At 40.9% G+C, this 24,232-nt stretch carries 19 protein-coding genes; 12 read left to right on the top strand and 7 right to left on the bottom strand.

Annotated elements, in window-relative coordinates; all coding sequences use genetic code 11:
* Window positions 1-266 precede the first annotated feature (266 nt).
* Genes mtaB through AC07NA_RS23905 form a run of 3 tightly spaced genes read left to right on the top strand, consistent with a single transcriptional unit; the run spans window position 267 to window position 3,594 of the window.
* A complete protein-coding gene (gene mtaB, locus AC07NA_RS23915; protein ID WP_494900359.1) occupies window positions 267-1,586 on the top strand; it encodes a tRNA (N(6)-L-threonylcarbamoyladenosine(37)-C(2))-methylthiotransferase MtaB in 1,320 nt (439 codons plus the stop codon).
* Between the two features lie 30 nt (window positions 1,587-1,616).
* The gene (locus AC07NA_RS23910; RefSeq protein WP_494900358.1) at window positions 1,617-2,777 is read left to right on the top strand and encodes a prolipoprotein diacylglyceryl transferase; all 1,161 of its coding nucleotides are present in this window, start codon (window positions 1,617-1,619) and stop codon (window positions 2,775-2,777) included.
* 31 nt (window positions 2,778-2,808) lie between these two features.
* Window positions 2,809-3,594 carry an inositol monophosphatase family protein gene (locus tag AC07NA_RS23905; RefSeq protein WP_345213026.1) on the top strand — a complete coding sequence of 262 codons (786 nt, stop codon included), beginning with the start codon at window positions 2,809-2,811 and terminating at the stop codon, window positions 3,592-3,594.
* Between the two features lie 201 nt (window positions 3,595-3,795).
* Here the strand turns inward: AC07NA_RS23905 and AC07NA_RS23900 are convergent, their stop codons facing one another.
* Window positions 3,796-4,344, bottom strand: coding sequence for a NifU family protein (locus tag AC07NA_RS23900; protein ID WP_345213025.1), 549 nt, complete (start codon window positions 4,342-4,344; stop codon window positions 3,796-3,798).
* Between the two features lie 83 nt (window positions 4,345-4,427).
* A complete protein-coding gene (purB, locus tag AC07NA_RS23895) occupies window positions 4,428-5,771 on the bottom strand; it encodes an adenylosuccinate lyase (protein WP_494900357.1) in 1,344 nt (447 codons plus the stop codon).
* A 236-nt stretch (window positions 5,772-6,007) separates the two neighbouring features.
* Between purB and AC07NA_RS23890 the strand changes: the two genes are divergently transcribed.
* The 4 genes from AC07NA_RS23890 (at window position 6,008) to AC07NA_RS23875 (ending at window position 12,701) form a co-directional block, all read left to right on the top strand.
* The gene (locus AC07NA_RS23890) at window positions 6,008-6,619 is read left to right on the top strand and encodes a TetR/AcrR family transcriptional regulator (protein ID WP_345213023.1); all 612 of its coding nucleotides are present in this window, start codon (window positions 6,008-6,010) and stop codon (window positions 6,617-6,619) included.
* A 110-nt stretch (window positions 6,620-6,729) separates the two neighbouring features.
* Complete coding sequence (locus tag AC07NA_RS23885) at window positions 6,730-8,109, top strand: TolC family protein (RefSeq protein WP_494900356.1); 1,380 nt, start codon at window positions 6,730-6,732, stop codon at window positions 8,107-8,109.
* Between the two features lie 23 nt (window positions 8,110-8,132).
* The gene (locus AC07NA_RS23880) at window positions 8,133-9,236 is read left to right on the top strand and encodes an efflux RND transporter periplasmic adaptor subunit (RefSeq protein WP_494900355.1); all 1,104 of its coding nucleotides are present in this window, start codon (window positions 8,133-8,135) and stop codon (window positions 9,234-9,236) included.
* 24 nt (window positions 9,237-9,260) lie between these two features.
* Window positions 9,261-12,701, top strand: a complete 3,441-nt coding sequence (locus tag AC07NA_RS23875; protein WP_494900353.1) for an efflux RND transporter permease subunit — start codon at window positions 9,261-9,263, stop codon at window positions 12,699-12,701.
* Window positions 12,702-12,926: 225 nt separating this feature from the next.
* On the opposite strand, the gene AC07NA_RS23870 is transcribed toward AC07NA_RS23875, so the two are convergent.
* The 3 genes from AC07NA_RS23870 to ppk1 form a co-directional block, all read right to left on the bottom strand.
* Window positions 12,927-13,490 carry a UbiX family flavin prenyltransferase gene (locus tag AC07NA_RS23870; protein WP_494900352.1) on the bottom strand — a complete coding sequence of 188 codons (564 nt, stop codon included), beginning with the start codon at window positions 13,488-13,490 and terminating at the stop codon, window positions 12,927-12,929.
* A 166-nt stretch (window positions 13,491-13,656) separates the two neighbouring features.
* Entirely contained in the window at window positions 13,657-14,544 is an 888-nt protein-coding gene (locus tag AC07NA_RS23865) for a Ppx/GppA phosphatase family protein (protein ID WP_345213018.1), read from the bottom strand.
* A 4-nt stretch (window positions 14,545-14,548) separates the two neighbouring features.
* Window positions 14,549-16,597 carry a polyphosphate kinase 1 gene (gene ppk1 / locus AC07NA_RS23860; RefSeq protein ID WP_494900350.1) on the bottom strand — a complete coding sequence of 683 codons (2,049 nt, stop codon included), beginning with the start codon at window positions 16,595-16,597 and terminating at the stop codon, window positions 14,549-14,551.
* A gap of 169 nt (window positions 16,598-16,766) precedes the next feature.
* Between ppk1 and AC07NA_RS23855 the strand changes: the two genes are divergently transcribed.
* Window positions 16,767-17,258, top strand: a complete 492-nt coding sequence (locus tag AC07NA_RS23855; RefSeq protein ID WP_494900349.1) for a YajQ family cyclic di-GMP-binding protein — start codon at window positions 16,767-16,769, stop codon at window positions 17,256-17,258.
* 101 nt (window positions 17,259-17,359) lie between these two features.
* The gene (locus AC07NA_RS23850) at window positions 17,360-18,967 is read left to right on the top strand and encodes an AAA family ATPase (RefSeq protein WP_494900348.1); all 1,608 of its coding nucleotides are present in this window, start codon (window positions 17,360-17,362) and stop codon (window positions 18,965-18,967) included.
* Window positions 18,968-19,190: 223 nt separating this feature from the next.
* Here the strand turns inward: AC07NA_RS23850 and AC07NA_RS23845 are convergent, their stop codons facing one another.
* Window positions 19,191-19,619 (bottom strand): Hsp20/alpha crystallin family protein, encoded by a 429-nt coding sequence (locus AC07NA_RS23845; protein ID WP_345213015.1) that lies wholly within the window; start codon window positions 19,617-19,619, stop codon window positions 19,191-19,193.
* A 138-nt stretch (window positions 19,620-19,757) separates the two neighbouring features.
* Between AC07NA_RS23845 and AC07NA_RS23840 the strand changes: the two genes are divergently transcribed.
* Window positions 19,758-20,204 carry an acyl-CoA thioesterase gene (locus AC07NA_RS23840; protein WP_345213014.1) on the top strand — a complete coding sequence of 149 codons (447 nt, stop codon included), beginning with the start codon at window positions 19,758-19,760 and terminating at the stop codon, window positions 20,202-20,204.
* 166 nt (window positions 20,205-20,370) lie between these two features.
* Here the strand turns inward: AC07NA_RS23840 and folB are convergent, their stop codons facing one another.
* Window positions 20,371-20,721, bottom strand: coding sequence for a dihydroneopterin aldolase (gene folB / locus AC07NA_RS23835; protein ID WP_494900347.1), 351 nt, complete (start codon window positions 20,719-20,721; stop codon window positions 20,371-20,373).
* Between the two features lie 81 nt (window positions 20,722-20,802).
* On the opposite strand from folB, the gene AC07NA_RS23830 reads away from it, so the two are divergent.
* Together AC07NA_RS23830 and AC07NA_RS23825 are read left to right on the top strand one after the other, a co-directional pair.
* Complete coding sequence (locus AC07NA_RS23830) at window positions 20,803-21,984, top strand: acyl-CoA dehydrogenase family protein (protein WP_494900345.1); 1,182 nt, start codon at window positions 20,803-20,805, stop codon at window positions 21,982-21,984.
* A gap of 100 nt (window positions 21,985-22,084) precedes the next feature.
* Window positions 22,085-24,172: a tetratricopeptide repeat-containing sensor histidine kinase gene (locus AC07NA_RS23825; protein WP_494900343.1), complete on the top strand. Its 2,088-nt coding sequence runs from the start codon at window positions 22,085-22,087 to the stop codon at window positions 24,170-24,172.
* Window positions 24,173-24,232 lie beyond the last annotated feature (60 nt).

The following is a 24,232-nucleotide window of genomic DNA, read 5'->3' as shown; positions in this document are numbered from 1 at the left end:
CCTCATTGAATGATCAAAATTATTAAATATTATTTGCTTTTAAAGACAGTACCTCTACGGCTTTGCCGTAAAGAGGGCTGAATAAAATAATACGTATATTCCCCTCTTTCCGCTTGCGGAGAGAGGGGTGACAAGCGAAGCGATGTCGGGGTGAGTTGTTTGTACTCTTTTGAACCCCAACCTTAAATTTTACATTAGCCAAACCATCAGTTAATCAACGTAATTAACAATTCAATCAAATTTTCTATCTTTGCAGCTTGCAAAAAATGAACAAGAAGGTAGCATTTTATACACTGGGCTGTAAGCTTAATTATTCGGAAACGTCGAGTATTGGTCGCATGTTTAGTCAGGCGGGTTATAGTACTGTGGATTTTACCGATACGCCCGATGTATTTGTGATCAATACCTGCTCTGTTACCGAAAATGCTGACAAAAAGTGTAAAAAGATAGTTAAGGAAGCCCTGAAGGTTTCGCCTAATGCTTATGTAACTATTGTGGGTTGCTACGCGCAACTGAAACCAAAGGAAATTGCCGAAATACCAGGCGTTGATATGGTTTTGGGTGCTGCCGAAAAATTCCAGATCATTGATCATATTACCGATCTTACCAAAAAGCCAAAGGCACTGGTTTTAAATCAGCCTGTATCTGAAGCTAACCAGTTTGTGCCTGCCTATTCATTTGGCGATCGTACCCGCACATTCCTGAAGGTTCAGGATGGTTGTGATTATTCTTGCACCTTTTGTACCATTCCGCTTGCACGTGGCGCCAGCCGTAGCGATACCATTGAAAATATATTGAAACAGGCCGCTGATATTGCCGCTTCAGGCGTAAAAGAAATTGTACTTACAGGTGTAAACCTGGGCGATTTCGGTATCCGCAATGGTCAGCGCGAAGATAAGTTCTTCGACTTGGTAAAGGCGCTTGATGAGGTAGAAGGTATCGACCGCATCCGCATTTCATCCATCGAGCCCAATTTGCTAACCGACGAGATCATTGATTTTGTGGCTACTTCAAAAAGGTTTGTACCGCATTTTCATATCCCGCTGCAATCAGGCTCTGACAAGATATTGGGGCTGATGCGCCGCCGCTACAAACGTAATTTATATACCGACCGTGTAGCTAAAATTAAGGCCATAATGCCCGATTGCTGCATCGGTGTAGATGTGATCGTCGGTTTCCCCGGCGAAACCCGCGAAGATTTTGTCGATACTTATAATTTCCTGAACGATCTTGATATTTCATACCTGCACGTGTTCACCTATTCGGAGCGTGAAAACACATTAGCTGCCGAAATGACCGGTTCGGTACCGGGCTCAACCCGTGCCGAAAGGAGCAAAATGCTGCATATATTATCGGAGAAAAAACGCCGTGCCTTTTACGAAACTCAGCTGAATAAAACCGAAGAGGTATTGTTTGAGGGTGATATTAAAGAAGGCTATATGCACGGCTTTACCCGTAACTACGTGAAAGTGAAAGCCAAATACGATCCTGTTTTGGTTAATGAATTAAAGAAAGTATACTTAACAAATATTTCATCCGACGGTGATGTAGAAATTACAGAAGCCGAAGAAATATTAGTGCATTAAAGTATATATTCGTCCCACAAATTACTGCCTATGTTCCCTACTATCTCCGCGCTGATAAAATACTTCACCGGGCTTGATATTCCATTGCCTATACAAACTTTCGGCTTTTTTGTAGCGCTTGCTTTTATGGCCGCTTACTGGGCTTTTACCAAAGAGTTTCAACGCCGCGAAAAGCTGGGCGAAATACATCCGTTTGAAAAAACAGTTACCATTGGCCAGGCCATCACAACCGGCGAATTATTGGGTAATGCCATATTCGGGTTTATATTAGGTTACAAACTAATTGATGCCGCTTTACACTACAGCGAGTTGGTTAACGATACACAGGCCTTTATCCTATCGTCGCGTGGTAACCTGCTTGGCGGTATCATATTTGCCGCAGGTATAACTTATTGGGCTTATGCCGAAAATAAAAAACAACGCTTAGCCGAACCGGTAACAAAAAGGGTATTAATGCCAACGCACGACCTGATGGGCAGCATCCTGTTATGGGCTGCTGTATTCGGTTTCGCCGGTGCAAAGCTGTTTAACGCACTCGAAAATTGGGGCGAATTTATGGCCGATCCTGTTGGGATGCTGATAGGTTTCAGCGGCTTAACCTTTTACGGTGGCTTAATATGCGGCGGCGCAGCAGTATTATACATAGCCAATAAGCATGGCATAAAGCCTTTAACCATGCTTGATATTGGCGGACCGGGCATGATGCTCGCGTACGCTGTTGGCCGTATTGGTTGCCAAATGTCGGGCGATGGTGATTGGGGTATTGTAAACAACGCGCCTAAACCGGGCTGGTTAAGCTGGGCTCCCGATTGGATGTGGGCCTTCAAATTTCCGCATAACGTAAACGAGGTAGATCATAATAACCCCATCCCCAACTGCGTAGGCAAGTTCTGTTACGAACTTAAAGACGCTGTTTTCCCAACCTCTTTTTATGAGTGCATCGTATGCCTGTTGTTGTTCCTGTTTTTATGGAGCATCCGCGATCGTATCAAAGTACCGGGAGTATTCTTTGGAATTTACCTGATATTAAATGGCTTAGAACGTTTCTTTATCGAACTGATACGTGTAAATACCAAGTACCACGTTGCAGGCATTTCATTTACCCAGGCCGAAATGATCTCATTAATATTGGTATTAGGCGGGTTGGTATTGGTATCGGCAAACTTTCGTAAAAAGGCGGCTACGGCATAAGTAGGTTGTTAAACATTCAGCAATAACATTTATGGAGCAAATAGTAAAGCAGGTAGTTGAGCTTTCAAAACAGGTAGGCGAATTCATCAGGCAGGAACGTAAAACTTTTAGTGCCGATAAAATTGAATACAAAGGCCTTAACGACCTGGTATCGTACGTTGATAAAACAGCTGAGCAAAAAATAGTTGCCGGTTTAGAAGCCATATTACCCGAAGCGGGTTTTATTACCGAAGAAAAAACAAGCACTAAAGTAAGCGAACGTTATAACTGGATCATTGATCCGCTGGATGGCACGACCAATTTTATTCATGGTTTGCCTGTATTTTCTATCAGCATAGCGCTAAAAGAATATGACGAACTGGTAGCAGGCATCATCTACGAAGTAAATATGGATGAATGTTTTTACGCCTGGAAAGGTGCGCCGGCATACCTTAACGGAGTAGAAATAAAAGTAAGCAATACCCCCACTTTAGAGAAGAGTTTACTGGCAACCGGTTTCCCGTATTATGATTTCGGCAAGCAAGATATCTATATTGAACTCTTTGCCGACCTGATGCGTAATTGCCATGGCCTGCGCCGTTTAGGTTCGGCAGCTGTTGACTTGGCTTATACAGCCTGTGGGCGCTTTGAGGCGTTTTATGAGTATAACCTTAACGCCTGGGATGTGGCTGCCGGTATAGTGATAGTAAAGCAGGCAGGCGGTACCGTTGTTAATTTTAAAGGCGGCGACGAATGCATAGAAACCCGCGAACTGTTGGCTACCAACGGTAAAATAACAGAGGATATGTTAGGGTATATTCAGAAGTACTTTAAATAATAAACACGATTTACACGAACTTGCCTGGTGTTTATGAATTTCACTAACAGGATTAAGTTTACGCACTAAGAAAACAACACATAATATTCCTATAATAACACAAAAGAGGCCGTTACTAAGTAACGGCCTCTTTTGTGTTATTTACCTACTCATCAGTGAAATTGGTATTCACCAAACAGGTTCGTGTAATTCGTGTATATTTTATAATGCTTCTGATACCACTTCGGTAACTTCAGGCACCATACGTTTCAGCAGGTTTTCAATACCGGCTTTAAGGGTGATGGTAGATGACGGGCAACCACTGCATGAACCGCGAAGTTCAACTGTTACCACACCTTCATCAAATGAGCGGTATGAAATAGCGCCGCCATCCTGCTCTACAGCCGGGCGAACGTAATCATGTAATATTTGCTGAATTTTAACTTCAGTATCGGTACCTTCAAAGTTAACTTCCTGTTGCTCTTCTTTTTGTACAGACAGCTCGGATTCTACCGCGCCTTTTACAAACTCTTTTAGTATCGGCTCAATATCGTTCCAGTCTGCATCTTCAGTTTTGGTAACGGTAACAAAGTTACTTGCAAAAAACACACCGTTAACAAACGAAAATTTGTACAACTCTTTAGCAAAAGCAGAGCCTTCGGCGCTATCTCTTGTCGCGTAGTCAACACTGCCGTTTATCAGCAACTTGTTCACAATGAACTTCATTGTTGCCGGGTTTGGTGTAGATTCAGTATATACGTTGATGTTCATCTTTTCTTATTTATATTAAAAACAAATTTAAACAGGATTTCAATTAGTAGTATACACTAATTTAGTTATGACCTATAGGTGACTTATATCCCTGTATAATTTGACGGCGTGATCTGTTTGATTTCCTCTTTAACGCTGTCGCTTACTTGCAGGGTATCCACAAATTCAGCTATTGTTTGCGCGTTAACCTGTGTGTTGGTACGGGTTAGCTCCTTCAATGCCTCGTAAGGGTTAGGGTATGCTTCGCGACGCAAAATGGTTTGTATAGCCTCTGCTACCACAGCCCAGTTAGCTTCCAGGTGCGCGTTGATGGCAGCCTCGTTAAGCAACAGTTTGTTTAATCCCTTAATAGTAGATTTTATAGCGATCAGCGTATGCGCAACAGGTACACCAATGTTACGCAGCACGGTAGAATCGGTAAGGTCGCGTTGTAATCTTGATATAGGCAATTTGGCTGCCAAATGCTCAAATAAAGCGTTAGCAATACCCAGGTTACCTTCCGAATTTTCAAAATCAATCGGATTCACCTTATGCGGCATGGCCGATGAGCCTACCTCACCTGCCTTAATTTTCTGCTTAAAGTAGTTCATTGATATGTAGGTCCACATATCGCGGTCAAGATCTATCAGGATATTATTGATGCGCTTCAAAGCATCGCATTGCGCGGCAAAGTTATCGTAATGCTCAATTTGCGTAGTATACTGCGAGCGGCTCAATCCTAAAATGTTATCTACAAAGTGATTGCCGAAGGCCTTCCAGTCGATAGTCGGGTAAGCGATGTTATGGGCATTAAAGTTACCCGTAGCACCACCAAACTTAGCCGAATAAGGCACCTGCTGTAGTAAGGCAAGTTGTTTCTCTAAACGTTCAATAAATACCTGTATTTCCTTACCCAAACGGCTTGGTGATGCCGGTTGCCCGTGCGTATGGGCCAGCATAGGTATATGCTCCCAATCGGCAGCAAAACCTTTAAGCGTGTTAACCAGCTCGGTAATGGCCGGATGATAGCTTTCGGTAAGTGCCAGTTTAAAAGTATATGGAATGGCTGTATTGTTAATATCCTGCGAAGTTAAACCGAAGTGGATAAACTCTTTGTAAGCCTCAAGGCCAAGATTATCAAACTGTTGCTTAATAAAATACTCAACGGCTTTAACATCGTGGTTGGTAGTTTTTTCGATGGTTTTGATGCTTTCGGCATCGGCTTCGCTGAAATTTTTATAAATGTCACGTAACTTTTCCGACAGACCTTTATCAAAATCCTGCAGTTGCGGCAGCGGGTGCTCGTACAATGCGATAAAGTATTCTATCTCAACAAATACACGGTACTTGATAAGGGCATATTCAGAAAAATATTCAGCAAGACCGGCAGTTGTGTTCCGGTAGCGCCCGTCAATAGGTGATATTGCTGATAAAGCTGTTAAGTGCATAGTTCTTTAAAATTTTTGCAAAGATAGTTTTTGATGTGCAGATATGCGAATGTGCAGATGATTGATGTGCAGATGTGCAGATGAGGGATTGATGTGCAGATATGCAAATTAGCAGATGTGCAGATGTTAAACAATGGGCGATCGTCCTCATACATCATCTGCACATCTGTTAATATCTTTTGTATTAATGGAAACTTTGAAATCAAAAAATGTTTCCATAGTTTTGTGGCGACACAATGGAACAGACAGACAGGATTTTAACAGGAGCCGAAGAGCTTTTTTTAAAGGCAGGGATAAAGAGCGTAACGATGGACGATATAGCCAAACAGCTGGGTATGTCGAAAAAAACCATTTACCAGTTCTTTAAGGATAAGAACGAACTGGTTACTGCATTGGTAAAACGCAAGCTACAGGAAGACGAAGACCAGATTTGCGGCCTCATTAACGCTGATGGCAACGCGATAGAAGAATTGGTGGGGATGATGAAGGCGTCTGAAGATGTTTTTTCGCGCATAAACCCTATTGTGATACATGATATGCAGAAGTACCACCCCGATGCCTGGACGTATTTTCAGAATTTCAAGGTGGATATACTAATGAAAACATTGGAGCAGCTACTTACCAAAGGCAAAGAACAAGGCTATGTGCGCCCCGAAATTGATGTGCGCATTATAGCGCGCATGCGGGTGCATCAGGTGGAGTTCGGGTTTAATACGCTGATATTCCCGGTGGCCGAGTTTAATACATGGAAAGTACAGTACCAGTTGTTGGAGCATTTCACTTTCGGGATATGTACCATGCAAGGGCACGAATTACTAAATAAATATATAAACAAAAATGATGAATAAAGTAACTGCTGACACAGGGCTGTCAAACCGAAGCATTTTCTTTGAGCTTGTAACTTGCTAAATAAACCATACGTCAATCACTAAAAAACACACAACCTCACAATATATACATGAATACAAAACAAATATTACTAACCACGTTGCTTTGGCTAACCGCGCTTAGCGGTTTCGCGCAGCAGGCAACGCCCCCGGTAGCTACATCCTACAGTTTCAGTTTGCAGGATTGTATCAACTATGCTTATGAAAACCAGGATTCGGTAAAGAATGCCGCGCTGGATGTTAAAAGTGCCGGCTACAGGGTAAAAGAAACCATCGGGCAGGGCCTGCCGCAAATCAACGGCTCAGTTACTTTCCAGGATTTTTTAAAACCACCTGTTAGTGTTGGTCCTAACTTTATCGGATTACAGCCCGGGCAATCAATTGATCCGAATGCTCGTTTGGTGCAGTTCCCTTTCGGCCCTATTAAGTACACCAATAATTATACTATAACTGCAACACAGCTACTGTTTAGCGGTACATTCATTGTTGGTTTACAGGCAGTAAAGGTATTTAAAGAACTATCGCAACGTAGTTTAACACGTTCAAAAATTGAAACAAATGTGAATGTTACCAAGGCTTATTATCAGGTACTGGTGAGCAACGAGCAGATCAAACTGCTTGATGCCAACATTAAACAGCTAAAACAACAACTTGACGAAACTACCGCGCAAAACAAACAGGGTTTTGTAGAAAAGATTGATGTTGACCGTTTATCGGTACAATATAATAACCTCGTAACCAATCGTGATAATGCCGTACGCGCCTTAACGTTGAACAACCAGATGCTGAAGTTTCAAATGGGAATGCCGATAGAAACAGAACTGATACTGAAGGATAAGCTTGAGAATATCGACCTTAACAAAAATGTGGCGGAAAATGCTGCTGATACTGCATTTTACCGCAACCGTATTGAGTACAGTTTACTGCAAACCCAAATAGACCTTAACAAATTAGATGCTAAAGCAAAAAAGGCTGAGTTTTTACCAACGCTAACTGCCAATGGGGGCTATCAGGGTGTTTTCCAAGAAAACCAATGGCGCTATTTGTTCGATAAGTTTTATACCAACAACTATATTGGTTTTTCTCTTAACGTGCCAATTTTCAGCGGCGGACAACGCAGTAATCAATTAAAGCAAAAACTTATAGAGGTTGAAAAGGCCAAAAACAACCTGCACAACGCGGTTAATGGATTTAAGTTACAGGCAAGTTCAGCTAATGTGACATATATAAATGGTGTACACTCGCTCGATAACCAAACTAAAAGTCGAGAACTGGCGCAGGAAGTACTGCGGGTATCGCGCATTAAATATCAGCAGGGTGTAGGCTCAAGCATTGAGGTTTCGCAAGCTCAAACTGCATTAGAGCAAGCCAATAACGATTATATACAAGCCCTTTACAATGTGCTGGTAAGCAAGGTTGATCTTGATAAAGCATACGGACGTATTAACTAAACAATCACATTACAATATAACAAATGAAAAATTATATATACATCACCTCATTAGTGTTTTTGGCAGCATGCTCAAGCGCACCGAAAGATAAAAAAGCCGAACTGGCCGAACTACAGAAACAACAGGCAGATCTGAATACTAAAATAGCTAAGCTACAAAGTGAAGTGGGCGGCACAGATTCAGCGAAGACCACCGAAGTAGGAATTATAGACGTGGTAACAGGCAAATTTACCAACTTTGTACAAATACAAGGTAAAATTGACGCGCAGGATAACGTTACTGCTTACCCACAATCTCCGGGTACAATCACTGCTATTTATGCAAAAGTTGGTCAGCATGTATCAAAGGGTCAAATATTAGCTCAATTAGATAATAATGTGTTACGCCAAAATATAGCACAGTCTGAAGCACAGGTAAATCTTAGCCAAACGCTTTTTAATCGTCAAAAAGCGCTATGGGATCAAAAGATCGGCACTGAAGTGCAATTTCTACAAGCTCAAACCACTTTACAAGCCAACAAAAAAGCTTTATCAGCATTACGTGAGCAATCGGATATGTATCGCATAGTTTCGCCAATAAGCGGAACGATAGACCAGATGGATCTAAAACTGGGGCAGGTTGCGCAACCGGGTACAACCGGCATCAGAATAGTGAATGCCGATGTACTGAAGGTTAAGGCCGATGTGCCTGAATCATATTCAGGTAGTGTGGGAACAGGTAATCAGGTTAAAATATTAGTGCCTGATGCTAACGACTCGCTGACTACCACTGTAACCTTTGCGGCAAAGGTTATTGATCCTACATCCCGCAGTTTTGGTGTTGAAATAAAATTGCCTCAGCGCAAAACATTACGCCCAAACATGACGGCGATTATAAAGATTGCAGATTATACAAAAGCTAACGCTATTATCATCCCGGTAAAAGCCATACAACGCTCGGAGGAGGGCGATTATGTTTATGTTAACCAAAACGGTATCGCCAAACGTAATGCTATTAAAGCGGGGGTTACCTACGGTGGTAAAACCGAAATTTTATCAGGCTTAAAAGCAGGTGATCAGATAGTGACCGAAGGCGCCGCCGATATTGAGGATGGTGACAAAATTAAGGCTTCAAAATCTGCAATTTAATTAACGTATCCTGATCTGTTAACTATGAAAGATCTCAAAAAAGAATTTGCGCCCTCAAGCTGGGCCATTGATAATAAAACAGCCATTTATGTGCTCATGTTCATGATCACGGCACTTGGACTGATAAGCTATAACAACCTGCCGAAAGAAAATTTTCCGGATATAGCTGTGCCCAAAGTTTTTGTAACTACACAATTCCTGGGGCAATCTCCGCAAAATGTGGAGAATTTAGTTACCAGGCAAATTGAAAAAAAGCTTAAATCGCTTAAGGGCTTAAAGAAAGTAACTTCTAACTCGGTGCAAAACGTATCTATCATTACAGCCGAATTTAACGCTAACATTAAAGTTAAAGATGCTAAGATAGATGTGCAGGATGCTGTTGATAAAGCACGCCAGGATTTGCCGCAGAATGATGATAATTTTAAAGAGCCAACGGTGTCTGATATTAACGTGTCCGATCTGCCTATTCTGTACATAAACCTTTCCGGAGATTACGATCTTAAAAGACTTAAAGAATATGCCGATCTGTTAAAGGATGAAATAGAGGGTTATAAGGAAATATCAAAAGTTGATGAAATTGGTGCATTAACTCCTGAAATACAGGTGAATGTTGACCTGAATAAAATGTCGGCCGCCGAGATCACTTTTGATGATATTACAAGGGCAATAGGTGGAGAAAATATCCTGGCGTCTGCCGGTACTATCAAAACTGATGGTGTACGCCGTAGTATCGATATAAAAAAGGATTTCAAGAACGCCGACGAAGTTGCCGAGATGGTTATTCGTAACCCCAAAGGTCAGGCTGTATATCTGCGCGATATAGCACAGGTAAAAGATTCATTTTTAGAACAAGAGAGCTATGCCCGTTTAAAAACCCCTGATCAGGATAAGTTTAAGAACGTTATTACCCTGAATGTTAGTAAAAGAGCCGGTGAAAACCTGATAGAGGCATCTGACAAGATAAATGCTCTGATAAAAGAAAAACAGAAATCTGTCTTCCCTAAAGGATTGAACATTACCGTTACAGGCGATCAATCGGACAAAACACGTACAACACTAAACGACCTGATCAATACGATTATTATTGGTTTTATATTGGTAACCGTCATACTGATGTTTTTTATGGGTACCACTAATGCCATTTTCGTGGCACTGTCGGTACCATTGTCGTGCTTTATCGCCTTCCTGGTAATGCCATGGATAGGGTTTACGTTGAACATGATAGTTCTGTTCTCCTTCCTGCTCGCGTTGGGTATAGTGGTGGATGATGCTATTGTGGTGATAGAGAATACACACCGTATATTTAATAACGGTAAGGTGCCTATTAAAGAAGCTGCGAAGATGGCTGCAGGTGAAGTATTCCTCCCGGTATTTTCAGGAACCATGACTACGCTTGCACCATTTATTCCACTGGCGTTCTGGAACAGTATCATCGGCGAGTTCATGTTCTTCCTGCCTATTACGCTGATCATCACCTTGCTGGCCTCATTGGTTGTAGCCTATATCATGAACCCTGTATTCGCGGTTGACTTTATGAAGCCTCACCACGATGGTGAACATGAAAATCCTAAGTTTGACAAAGCTACCAAACGCACATTACTTTGGTTGGTTGGTTTTACAGTTATTGGTTATTTGCTAAACTTTGGTTTCGGTAACCTAATGGTACTCTTTATTGTACTGTACCTGATCAATCACTTCTTCCTGTTAAAAATCATTGACAGATTCCAAAAAAACTCGTGGCCAAAGTTTCAAAACTGGTATGCCAAATGGCTTGATCGCGCTGTACGCCGCCCGGTTACCATGCTGTTAGGTACAGTAGGTTTGTTTGTACTGGCGATATTTTTAACGGCCACTTTTGGTAAAACACCTGAGTTTTTTCCTTCGGGCGATCCTAACTTCGCGTATATCTACATCACTATGCCTATCGGTACCGATCAGGCTACTACTAATGAGGTAACACGCAAGGTTGAGCAGCGCGTTGCAAAAATAGTTGAACCGAATAAAGATATCGTTTCGTCAATCATTTCAAACGTTACCAAAAGCGTTACCGACCCACAGGATGAAGATCAGGGTGATTATCAGAACCGTGGTAAGGTGACAGTAGCTTTTGTAGAGTTTGGCAAACGTAATAGTAAAGATACCAAGCCTATACTCGCTGATATTCGTAACCAGTTACAAAATATAGTACCTGGCGTTACTATCGCGGTTGCACAAGAAGCCAGCGGTCCGCCGGTACAAAAGGATATCAGTATAGAAATTATAGGTGATAATATTGATACATTGGTTAAAACGGGAAACCGTTTAAAAGCTTACCTGGAGAAACAAAATATTGCGGGTATAGAAAACCTTGTAGCCGACGTGCAGAATGATAAACCCGAGGTTGTATTTGACATTGACCGTGAACGCGCGAACCGCGAAGGCATATCAACCGGGCAAATCACACAAAATCTTGCTACGGCCATTTTCGGAGCCAAAGCAGCTGATTTCCGTAACACGAAGGAGGATGATTACCAAATTAAAGTTAGAGCACTTGAAGAGCAGCGCGGAAATATTGACGAATTACGAAATCTAAAAATCACCTATCGCGATATGGCAACAGGTGGTGCTATACGTCAGGTGCCTATTTCCGCCTTTACCGATATTCGTTATACCAACACATTTAGTAACATTAAGCGTAAACAGCAGCGCAGGGTATTAACCTTGGGTTCAAACGTAATTAAGCCTTACAATGCCAACGAGGTTAATGCTAATATTTTAAGAGCAGTAAACAATTTTAAAAAGCCCGACAATGTAATTATACGTCAGGGTGGTGGCCAGGAAGATCAAATGGAAGCAGTTACCTTTCTTGGTGGGGCGTTGTTAACTTCATTTGGTTTGATATTGGTTATCCTGATGATGCAATTCAATTCGATAGGTAAAACGCTGATCATTATCAGCGAAATATTCTTTAGTATAATCGGTGTACTATTGGGGGTAACTATATTTGGTATGACAATGGCTATTGTAATGACAGGTATTGGTATTATCGCGCTTGCCGGTGTGGTGGTACGTAACGGTATACTACTGGTTGAGTTTACCGATCTGTTGCTTGAACAAGGTATGAGCTTACACGATGCCGTAGTTGAAGCCGGGCGTACCCGGATGACACCGGTGTTATTAACCGCAACAGCGGCCATATTAGGTTTAATACCTTTGGCTGTAGGTTTCAATATCGATTTTGTGGGCCTATTCACTGAATTCAAACCTCACATCCACTTTGGTGGTGATAACGTAGCCTTTTGGGGACCATTAGCATGGACAATGATATTTGGTTTGGGTTTTGCAACCATTATTACCCTGATACTGGTGCCATGTATGTACCTGATACGCACAAGGCTTAAAGACAGGTTAAGAGGTGTAAAACACGATGAAGACCATCCGCTTTCAAAAGAAGAGATAGCTTCACTTGTTAAACACGATGTTTAAATAAAACAATAACCAAAAGAGCCCGATAACAATTTATCGGGCTCTTTTGGTTATAAGGGTTTTGATGATTTGAAAGCTGCTCCCTGCCATCCGGCACTAACTAACTAACTAACTAACTAACTAACTAACTAACTAACTAACTAACTAACTAACTAACTAACTAACTAACTAACTATTGACTACTATCCACTAACTATTGACTACTATCCACTAACTATTGACTAACTATTGTTCGCTCCACCTATAACTTTCATTTTCCAAACCAATGAGGTCTATTACACGGTTTACTACCGTCATGGCTACTTCTTCTATGGTTTGGGGTTTACTGTAAAATGAGGGTACTGCCGGGCAAATTATACCACCGGCAAGGGTAACGGTTTCCATATTACGGATATGGATGAGGTTTAAGGGCGTATCGCGGGCTACGAGTATCAATCTGCGCCGCTCTTTCAATATTACATCTGCAGCTCGGGAAATCAGGTCGTCGGATATTCCGCCTGCTATGCGGCCGAGCGTACCCATAGAGCACGGTACGATCACCATGGTATCAAACCTTGCCGAACCGGATGCAAACGGCGCGTTAAAATCTGTTTTACTATAAAATTTAAAGGGATAGTTATTGTAATCCTCATTATCCAGCTCCACACGCCAAACCTCTTTAGCGTTGTTAGATATTACAACGCCTACCTCCTGCACCTGGCTGCTGAGCTGCTGCAACTTATCTAACAATAACTTAGCATAAATAGCGCCGCTGGCACCGGTAATGGCAACCACTATCTTTTTCTTCATAATTGCAAGTATAACAAAACGGGAGGGATAAAAGTTGAGGGCATAAAAAAGGGTCGAATACAAGTACCCGACCCTACATCTACCTATGAAAAACATGCCCTATGAGAAGGGCACTACAAATATAAGAACAGTTTTATAATTATTTTGTAATTTCTTAATATTTTTTTCACCTGGCATCAGGGAAGTTCTTTTCTATAAGTGTTTGAATAATACCGTCAACCATACCCACGCTTGGTACATAGATATTTTTGATACCGGCAGTCTTCATCACGGTCATAAAAATTTCGCAGGCCGGGATAATTACATCTGCCCTATCCTGGTTTAAGCCCAGCACATTAATGCGGTCTTTCAGCGAAAATGAGTTTAAGTAATTATACAGCGATTTCAGCTTGGTGAATGCCAATGGCGACTTATCCTTTTGCTCGGATAGTTTATATATTTTGTTAATGTTACCACCCGTGCCTATACCTGCAATATCCTTAAGGCCTTTGGTATGTTTACGGATAAAATCGCGCATTTCATCCCAGGTTTCTTCTTTATCCTGGTTATCCAAAATGCGGATGGTACCTAAGTTAAACGAATGTGAAGCAAGCAACTCCCCTGCCGAAAACAATGAAAGTTCGGTGCTGCCGCCACCTACATCAATATACAGGTAGTTACGGCTTTTGTCGATAGTTTGCTCGGCATGGCTGTTGTAAATAATACGGGCTTCGGTAGCGCCATGTACTATTTCGAGGTTGATGTTGGCTTTCTCTTTGATCAACTTAACTACTTCGGGGCCATTCTTGGCTTCGCGCATAGCCGATGTAGCACAGGCCATGTATTCGGTTACCTTGTATACGTCAATTAAATTACTGAAAGCCTGCATAGCTTTAATAAGATCGCCCGCTTTTTTATCAGAAATATGCTGATTCAAAAAAGCATCGTCGCCCAAGCGAAGGGGCACCCGTATCATGGTGTTCTTTTTAAAGGAAATAGAATTGTTATTCTCAGTAATATCAGCAATAAGTAACCTTACCGCGTTTGAACCTATATCTATAGCAGCGTATCTCACGTAATTATTTGTTTTTATGTTTAAGGTAATCGTAAATTTCTACCTGCGCCCTGTGTGGCGTGGCCGATTTTGTTTTATGGTATTTATTTGAATTTGTGGCCGAGATCTCGCGCGATTTAGTATTATCCAACAATTGAAGATCTATCATATCCCTTACTTCCTTGCGCAAAGCTTCATCATAAATAGGGAAACCAACCTCTACCCTGTTATCAATATTACGGCTCATAAAATCGGCCGAAGTAAGGTAGATCAGCTCTTTACCGCCATTGCAATAAATATGTACACGGGCATGCTCCAGGTATTTATCAACAATACTAATTACGCTGATATTTTCACTGTAATCTTTCATACCTGCAACCAGGCAGCACATCCCCCTTATGATCAATTGTATTTTAACGCCCGCGTTACTGGCCTGGTATAACTTGCCTATCAATTGTTCATCGGCAAGGCTATTCATTTTCAGTATCATGTAAGCCTTTTTACCGGCTTTGGCATTCTTTATCTCATTATCAACCAGCTTGTATATTGCCGGGCGCGAATCTATCGGCGATACAATCAAATTCTTCATGCCCTTTGGCAACGTATTCTTGTTCAATGCCTTAAATACATCTACCAGGTCGGCAGTTATTTTAGGGTTCATGGTGAACAGGGTATGATCGGCATAAATCTGCGCCGTTTTTTCGTTGAAGTTACCGGTTGAAAGACAGGCATAATGCACCGCCTTCCCTTTTTCGGTACGGGTAACCAGGCATATTTTTGAATGTACCTTATAGCCCGGCACACCGTAAACCACGTTTACACCTTCCTCTTCGAGCCTGCCGCTCCAAAAAATATTGTTTTGCTCATCAAAACGCGCGCGCAACTCAACCAGGCAGTTCACCTTTTTACCATTCTTAGCGGCATTAATTAGCGCGTGCACTACCCTCGAATTTTCGGCCAAACGGTATACCGAGATACTGATCTCTTTTACCTTCGGATCGATAGCGGCTTCGCGTAAAAAGTGGATGATATAATCGAAAGACTGATATGGCGTACTCACCATGTAATCTTTCTTAGCTATCATGCTCATTAAGCTTTTACCGAACGAAAGATCGTCAACCGCTAATTGTGGGTTACGGGCATATTCCAGTTCGGGTCTGCCTACGTTAGGGAACGATATAAAGTTTTTAAAGTTATGGTATCGGTTACCCGGAATTAAGCTTTCGCCGTTCAGTCCCATTTTTTGCACCAAATGGTTCAACATATCCAGCGGCATATCGGTATCATACAGCAAACGCATCGGCTTACCCTTTTTGCGTTTCTGCAAGCTTTTAGCTAAGGCATCAACAAATTTTTCGCTTACCTCTTTATCCAGGTCAAGCTCCGCATCGCGGGTAAGCTGTATGGAGTAGGCCTCAATGGAATCATGATCGAAAATGAAGAAGATATCCTCCAAACTATAACGGATAATATCGTCAAGCAGGATGATAAATTTCAGGTTATTGGTTTCGGGCAATACCAAAAACCTCGAAAGGTTATCAGGAAATTCGATCAGCGCATAGCGCGATTTTTTATTTTTGGTAAGTTTTACAAAGAAATATACGGCACGGTCGCGCAATTCGGGCAGCAAGGCGCCGTCTTCCAGCATAATAGGCACCAGTGTAGCCAGCAGCTTTTCGCGAAAGTAATTTTTAACGAAGGTACCGCGGGTTACGTTCAGCTGCTTTTCGTCCAACAGGAAGATCTTTTCTTCGGCAAGCTGCTTTACAATAATGTTTTCGTAAAGGTTGTTGAACTTACGTTCCTGCTTTACTACAATATTTTTTATCTGGTTTAAAATCTTTTTAGGATTATAGCCCAGTATTTCTTTCGATTTTTCGTTCAGGTTGGCTAAACGATTGAGTGTTGCTACCCTTACGCGGTAAAATTCATCAAGGTTTGAAGAAAATATAGCCAAAAACCTGATCCTGTCAATCAAAGGCACGGTTGGATCGGCAGCTTCCTGCAACACCCTGTCGTTAAAATACAACCAGCTTATTTCCCTGTTTACTAATGGTATGCGTTTGGTATCCATATAAAAATACACCGCTTTACAGCGGCGTTCACAAATGTGCTTATTTATTTGTTAAGTTAATATTAACTCATCATGAAGCAGTAGGTTAGTTAATGTACGTATTTTATATTATACAGGTTAAATAAATACATTGTTTACATTAGCTTTGTACTTTTTAAATTCTACCATTATGCCATCATTTGATATTGTAAGCAAGATAGACGGACAAACCCTTGATAACGCCATGAACAACGCGAAAAAGGAAATTTTAAACCGTTATGATTTTAACGATTCAAAAAGCACCGTTGAATTGGATAAGAAAACCAACGCCATTACTATTGTTACCGAAGATGATATGCGTCTGAAAGCTATTCAGGATGCCATCATCAGCCGGATGATTAAACAGGGACTGGATGCCAAAGCGCTTGATTTTGGCGACGAGCATTACGCGTCGGGCAATATGATTCGTAAGGAAATTAAGGTTAAGGAAGGCATTGATAAAGAGGCCGCCAAAAAGATAGTAAAAAAGATAAAAGACAGCGGCCTTAAAGTACAGGCATCCATTATGGACGACCAGGTACGTGTACAAGCCAAAAAGATTGATGACCTGCAAGCCGTAATAAGCCTTTGCCGCACTGAAGATTTCGGGCAGCCATTGCAGTATATTAATATGCGCAGCTAGGCTCCATATCTAACCCGAGCACCACTGACTCAAGAAGCAATCTTTGGGGAAAGTATATTACTAATAGATTCATACTTATTGAACAACCTAAACACAATTTGATGAAGATTAAAAAAATTCAATTAAAAAATGGATATAAAAGGTTTCATGATTTAACAATTGATCTAGGCGAAAATCCCAAGCGTATCATAGCTTTAGTAGGACCTAATGGGTGCGGCAAGAGCAGTGTGTTTGATGCAATGTTATTTGTTAATAATGCTTTTCTTACTATTGGTGAAAAAGGCAGAAAAGGATATGATTTTCATTCATTAAATAAAATCCACAATTATGATTACAGGAATATATTAATTGATTTCGACATTCCAGGCACTTTTTATACAATAAAAGAACAAAAGTTGGCATCGGGGTTGGAAAATACAATCTTTTCTTTTAGGAGTCCATATCGCTATAATGCCAATTTAAAAGTTGATCAATCAAAAGCAATTCCAGAAATAAGATTGAATAATTATGGAGCTTCTGCATCAATCGACATTGATGATAAAATGGAAAATAACTATAGACGGCTATATATTAAATTTAATAAATTCCTTCATCAACAAGATTGCAAACCAAGTGAAGCAAAGGCAAAAATAATAAGCGATTTAAACAGTTCTCTTACAAATTGTTTAAAATTAGAAATAGTCAGTATTGGAGATATAGAAGCGGGTGAAGGAACATTATTCTTTAAAAAACCCGACTATCAAAATTCCTTTGAGTTTAATTTTTTATCATCAGGAGAGAAAGAAGTAGTTGATATTTTACTTGATCTTTATTTAAGACAAGATGAGTATAATGATACCATTTTTCTTTTCGATGAACCTGAATTACACATAAATACTGCCATACAAAAAAATCTTTTCATTGAAATAAATAGACTAATAGGGCCTAATTGTCAAATTTGGGTTGCAACTCATAGCATTGGACTTTTAAGGGCACTGCAAGAGGATTTGAAAGATGAATGTGATATAATTCAATTTAAACCTGATATAGATTGGGCTGCAAGCACTCATGTGCTAACTTCAATGAAAAAAACAAGAGGCAATTGGAGTAGTATTTTTGAAACAGCCTTAGCTGATTTAACAGGATTAGTTAGCCCCAAAAAGCTAATATATTGTGAAGGTAAAGATAAACCCGGAACTTATGGCGAAGAAAAAGGTTTAGATGCCAAAGTTTATAATAATATATTCAATGAAAAGTACCATGATACATTATTTATTTCAAGTGGAGGCAATACGGAGTTAGACCAACGCAGTGAAATTGCTATTGCACTTCTATCAAAGGTTTTTTCTGAGATTGATATACTTGTTCTGAAAGATCGAGATATCTCATCAGGTAAACCAACCTCACAACAAGAAAGATATGAGTATTTACAAAACAATCCTAAATCGCATAGGGTCTTGATTCGTTGGGAAATTGAAAACTATATTTTTGATAAAGAGGTATTAATAAAATATTGCACCGAAAAGGGGCAGATATTTAATGAACTTGAATACGATAAGCTTGTAACGAATATTGTTGATATTCATATCAAAGATGAGGTTAATAAGATCAAGAATTTTTGTGGTATTACTACAAGCATCAATCCAGATGTGTTTAAGCAAAATCTTTCCTTATTAATAACTGAAGATATGGCTATATACAAAGAATTAGAGAAATGCATATTTTACTAGCTATTTAGCCAATCTATCTCCGAAGAGATTGCCTTGTTTTCCCCATTATAAATTTTCATATATTTAATTATCAAACAATTAACATGCGTCATTGAGTCATAAAAGTCCATTGAATTGGTAAACTCGTAATGATGTATTATGAGTAACTAAAAAAGACCGTTCCTTGCGGAAACGGCCTTTTCATCAAACCAACTTATTATGAAAACACTCTTTGTTACTATTATTATTTAATAGTAATTTCTCTTGATTGAATTTTAGCTTCTTCTTTTTTAGGTACATTCAGGGTTAAGATACCATCAGTGTAGTCGGCCTCAATTTTGGCGTGATCTGCACTTTCTGGCAAGGTGAATGACCTGCTGAAAGAATTGTAGCTATATTCGCGTTTGCTGTATTTTTTGCCTTCTTCCACATTTTCTACCTTTTTATCAGCAGCAACGCTTAATACATTTTTATCAAGGCTAATTTTAAAATCTTCTTTTTTCAAACCGGGTACAGCCAATTCGATATGAAATTCGTTTTCAGTTTCGGCAATATTAACGGCTGGGCCGCGACCGATGATAGATGAATCGTTAATTAATGAATCGAATACGTCGCTAAAAAATGGGTTTACAGCGCGTTTGTTGTGTCCGTTTGCAAATTTTACTAAAGTCATTGTTATATCCTCCTAAGTTTTTTATCTTTTTATTAACTTCGTGGAGGGTTGTTCAACTCTTGTACCAACCCCGTTTTTACAAGAATCAACGGTCATTTTGTCCGTTCTCTTTATTTAATACAGACAAATTGACATTTTATGCCTGAAAAACTATCATTATATAAATACAAAACCGACATCCCTATCCGCTTTTCGGATATGGATTCGTACGGACACGTTAATAACGCGGTATATCTTACCTACTTTGAAATAGCCCGTTCAAACTACTGGCGCGATGCCATCGGCTGGGATTGGACCAGTGCCGGGGTCATTTTAGGTCGCTCGGAGATCAATTACCTGAAACCGCTTACCATTAACGATAAAATATCGTGCTATGTGCGCACTACCCGCATAGGCAACAGCAGTTTTGATGTAATGCACGTACTGGTAAAACACACGCCCAACGGCGATGAGGTATGCACAACAGGGAAAACCGTTTGTATCAGCTATGATTATTCGGCCAACAAATCGGTATCTATCCCCAAAGAGCAACGCCAAAAAATGATAGAATACGATGAACCACCGTTGATTTTAAATACGAATTGATTTATTTAATGTGCAAATGTGCGGATATGTAGATGTGCAGATGATCTTTTGATGTTGAAATGAATTAACTGATCAATCAATTATCTGCACATCTGCATATTTGCACATCAATGAATTTGCACATCCGAAAATCATCTGCACATTTGCACATCAAAAAATCTGCACATTATAACGTAATCGTCACTGCTGAATATTCCACCTTTCCTTTCATGGGTGGGTTTTGCTTTTTGAGGGTTAGGGTGATGGTTTCGGCGAAGGGGTAGTCTGCCTTAATTTTGTCTGCAATAGCCTGGGCTACGGTTTCTATGAGCTTTCGGGGATGCTTCATTTCTTCGCAGCATATTTTGTATATGTGCTCGTAATTTACGGTATTGGTCATTTCGTCGCCGTTTAAATCGCCCTGCGGTAAAAACTGTACCGTTACATCTACCAAAAACTTATTGCCTATTACCTGCTCTTCGGCGTAAAAGCCGTGGTATGCAAAAAACTCCGCGCCGTGTAGTGCTACTGTGATCATGCATCAAAAGTAATTAACATTAAGTAATTGCCCAATCTAAGTTGCTTTATGTAGATTTGACTATTCCAAATATTAAACCCCATGGCTAAAACTGACCTTTTTGAATCGCCTGATTATTATTTAATAGATGAATTACTTACCGACGAACATAAACTTATTCGCCAAAGTGTGCGCGACTGGGTTAAGAAAGAGGTAAGCCCCATTATAGAAGATTACGCCCAACGAGCCGAATTTCCGAAACAATTATTAAAGGGCCTTGCCGAAATTGGCGCCTTCGGCCCTACTATTCCGGCCGAATATGGCGGTCTTGGGCTTGACTACATGGCCTATGGCATTATTATGCAGGAAATTGAACGCGGCGATTCGGGAATACGTTCCACCGCGTCGGTACAAGGCTCATTGGTGATGTACCCGATATATGCTTATGGCTCTGAAGAGCAAAAACTAAAATACCTGCCTAAACTGGCAAGCGGCGAGCTGATCGGCTGTTTCGGACTAACCGAACCCGACCATGGATCGAACCCCGGCAGCATGACGACCAACTTTAAAGATGCCGGCGATCATTATCTGCTCAATGGTGCCAAAATGTGGATCTCTAACGCGCCATTTGCCGATATAGCTATTGTGTGGGCTAAGGATGAAGCCGGTAAAATACGCGGATTAATAGTGGAGCGCGGCCTGGAAGGTTTCAGCACGCCTGAAACACATGGCAAATGGTCGTTACGTGCATCGGCCACCGGCGAACTGGTATTTGATAATGTTAAAGTACCCAAAGAAAACCTGTTACCCAATGCAGCAGGCTTAAAAGGTCCGTTAGGATGTCTTAATCAGGCCCGCTACGGTATTGCCTGGGGTGCATTGGGCGCGGCTATGGACTGCTACGATACCGCCCTGCGTTACGCAAAAGAACGGCAGCAGTTCGGCAAACCTATAGCGGCATTTCAGCTGCAACAAAAAAAACTGGCCGAAATGATCACCGAGATCACTAAAGGGCAATTACTGGTTTGGCGCCTCGCTACACTTAAAAATGAGAACCGGGCTACCGCCGCGCAGATCTCCATGGCTAAGCGAAACAATGTGGAAACGGCCATAAACATAGCCCGCGAAGCCCGCCAAATACTTGGCGGCATGGGAATTACCGGAGATTACCCAATAATGCGCCATATGATGAACCTTGAGTCGGTAATTACGTATGAAGGTACACATGATATTCACCTACTTATCACAGGAGCCGACATCACGGGTGAGGAGGCTTTTAAATAGTATTATTTACAGTTATTTTTTGATTAATTTAATCATATTAAGTAATATGATTACGGTGCAGAATATTATATTTGTTGATTATCTATTAGTTAATTGACCCTTGGCTAATTCCTCTGATTATTTGAACTATTCGCTTAAAAGCCGTGTTTTATGGCTTTGCTGTATAGCAACGCTGTTTAGTGTAACATGTACACACAAACCCGCAGACAACGGCGATTACTCAGATGAGTTTAAAGTAATATTTAAGAATACCGAGCAACTCATATTTCATAATAAGATAAACGAGAGCATGCGGTATCTCGATTCTGCCGTAGCTACCATTCCACACCCTACTATAAACGACCGCTTCAGAACTTACGGCCTGCATTATGTGGCTACCAAAAGAGCTAAAGGCGATAATGTAAATGGCTTACTGTATGCCGATAGCATGGTGCAATACGCCAAAAAGAGCGTCACCACCAAACAATACTCCGAAAACTTTGCCGAAGCTAATTTTTCAAAAGGCGATGTACTGTTTGATATTAAGCGTTACAACGATGCATACGAGTGTTTTTATCAGGGTTACCTGGTAGGTAAAAACTACCTTAACAACGATGCCCTATCCGATTATACCTACCGCATGGGTATGATCATGTACAAGCAAGGGCATTACAAGCTTGCAGTAAACTATTTTAAAGACAGCTACAAGCAATCGAGCAGTAAGCAAAACTTTGTGGCCTTTTATCGCCGGCAGGAAATACTGGATAACATTGGCCTGGGTTATAAAAAACTGAACAACCCCGATAGCGCCATGTTCTATTTTACCAGTGCTATTGAATATATCAAAGCTTACGGGCACAATTACCCTGAAAAGGCCAACTTTATGGATATAGGCTTAGGCGTAGTGTATGGTAACATGGCCGAGGTACTAGTTAAGCAAGGCAAGCATCAGCAGGCTATCGATTTGCTAAAGAAAAGTATCAGCATCAACCTGCGCAAGGGAAATGACAATATTGACGCTCAGCTAACAGAAGTAAAACTGGGGCAGCTCTATTTGGATAATAACCAGATAGATTCGTTAAAAAGCCTGCTTGCTGTAATGCGGCGACAGCTGGATACCCTGAAAAATGAAAATGCCGAGGCCGACTGGAACCGTTTACTGGCCAATTATTACTTAAAGAACAAAGATTTTGAGAAGGCAGTGCGCTATTTACAGGTGTACAACGTTCAGAAAGATTCGATAGATAAGAAGCTTTTATCGCTCAAAGAAAGCGATGTAAACCAGCAATTGGCCAATTACGAGCAGCAACACGAGATCAATACGCTTAGTAATAATAACAAGTTGCAAAAAACCTATTTGTATGTGGCCATTATATGTGCCGTAATGCTATCGGTTATTATATCGCTTATTTACCGCAACTGGAAGCGATCGCGCAAGGCTTTCTTTACCGTTAATAACCTTAATAAGCAAATTAACGAGCAGAACAACGTGCTGGAAGATACCCTGACCGAACTAAACGGCCACAACCGTGAGAAAGACCGCATTATGCGTGCCGTAGCGCACGATCTGCGAAACCCGCTGGGTGGTATAGCCTCGCTTACCTCATCCATGATGGATGATGAATACACCGACGAGCAAAAAGAGCTCATCAATCTGATCAAAGAAACATCCTACAATTCGCTCGAACTGATTAACGAGATACTGGAGGCCACCAACAATAGCAATGGTAAACTGAATAAGGAGTTTGTAGAAATCAACGCTTTGCTTAGCAATAGTGTAGAATTATTGCGCTTTAAAGCCGCCGAAAAAAATCAGAAGATAGTACTCGAATTACTGGATACACCGGAAGAACTCTTCATCAGCCGCGAAAAAATATGGCGGGTGATCAGCAACCTTATCAGCAATGCTACCAAGTTTAGTCCGTTTGGTTCGGTTATTTATGTAACCGTAATTGATAACGATAATGATGTGTGCGTTGCCGTAAAAGACAAAGGCATAGGCATTCCCGATAATTTAAAAACCCAGGTATTCCACATGTTTACCGATGCCAAACGACCCGGAACAGCAGGCGAAAAATCGTTCGGCCTTGGCCTCTCCATCTGTAAGCAGATCATAGAAAAACACGATGGTAAAATTTGGTTCGAAAGCACTCCCGGTGCAGGTACCACATTTTATATTCAGCTGCAAAAGCAGTCAACTGTTGTATAAATTTCAAAAATATTGCTTTTTTGTTAAAAACTTTCAAAACCAATTAGGTGTTTACTACGT

The organism is Mucilaginibacter sp. GW821-FHT07G05 (assembly GCF_059418565.1).
The sequence above is the reverse complement of the archived record's forward strand: the minus strand, read 5'-3'. Positions and strand labels throughout refer to the sequence as shown.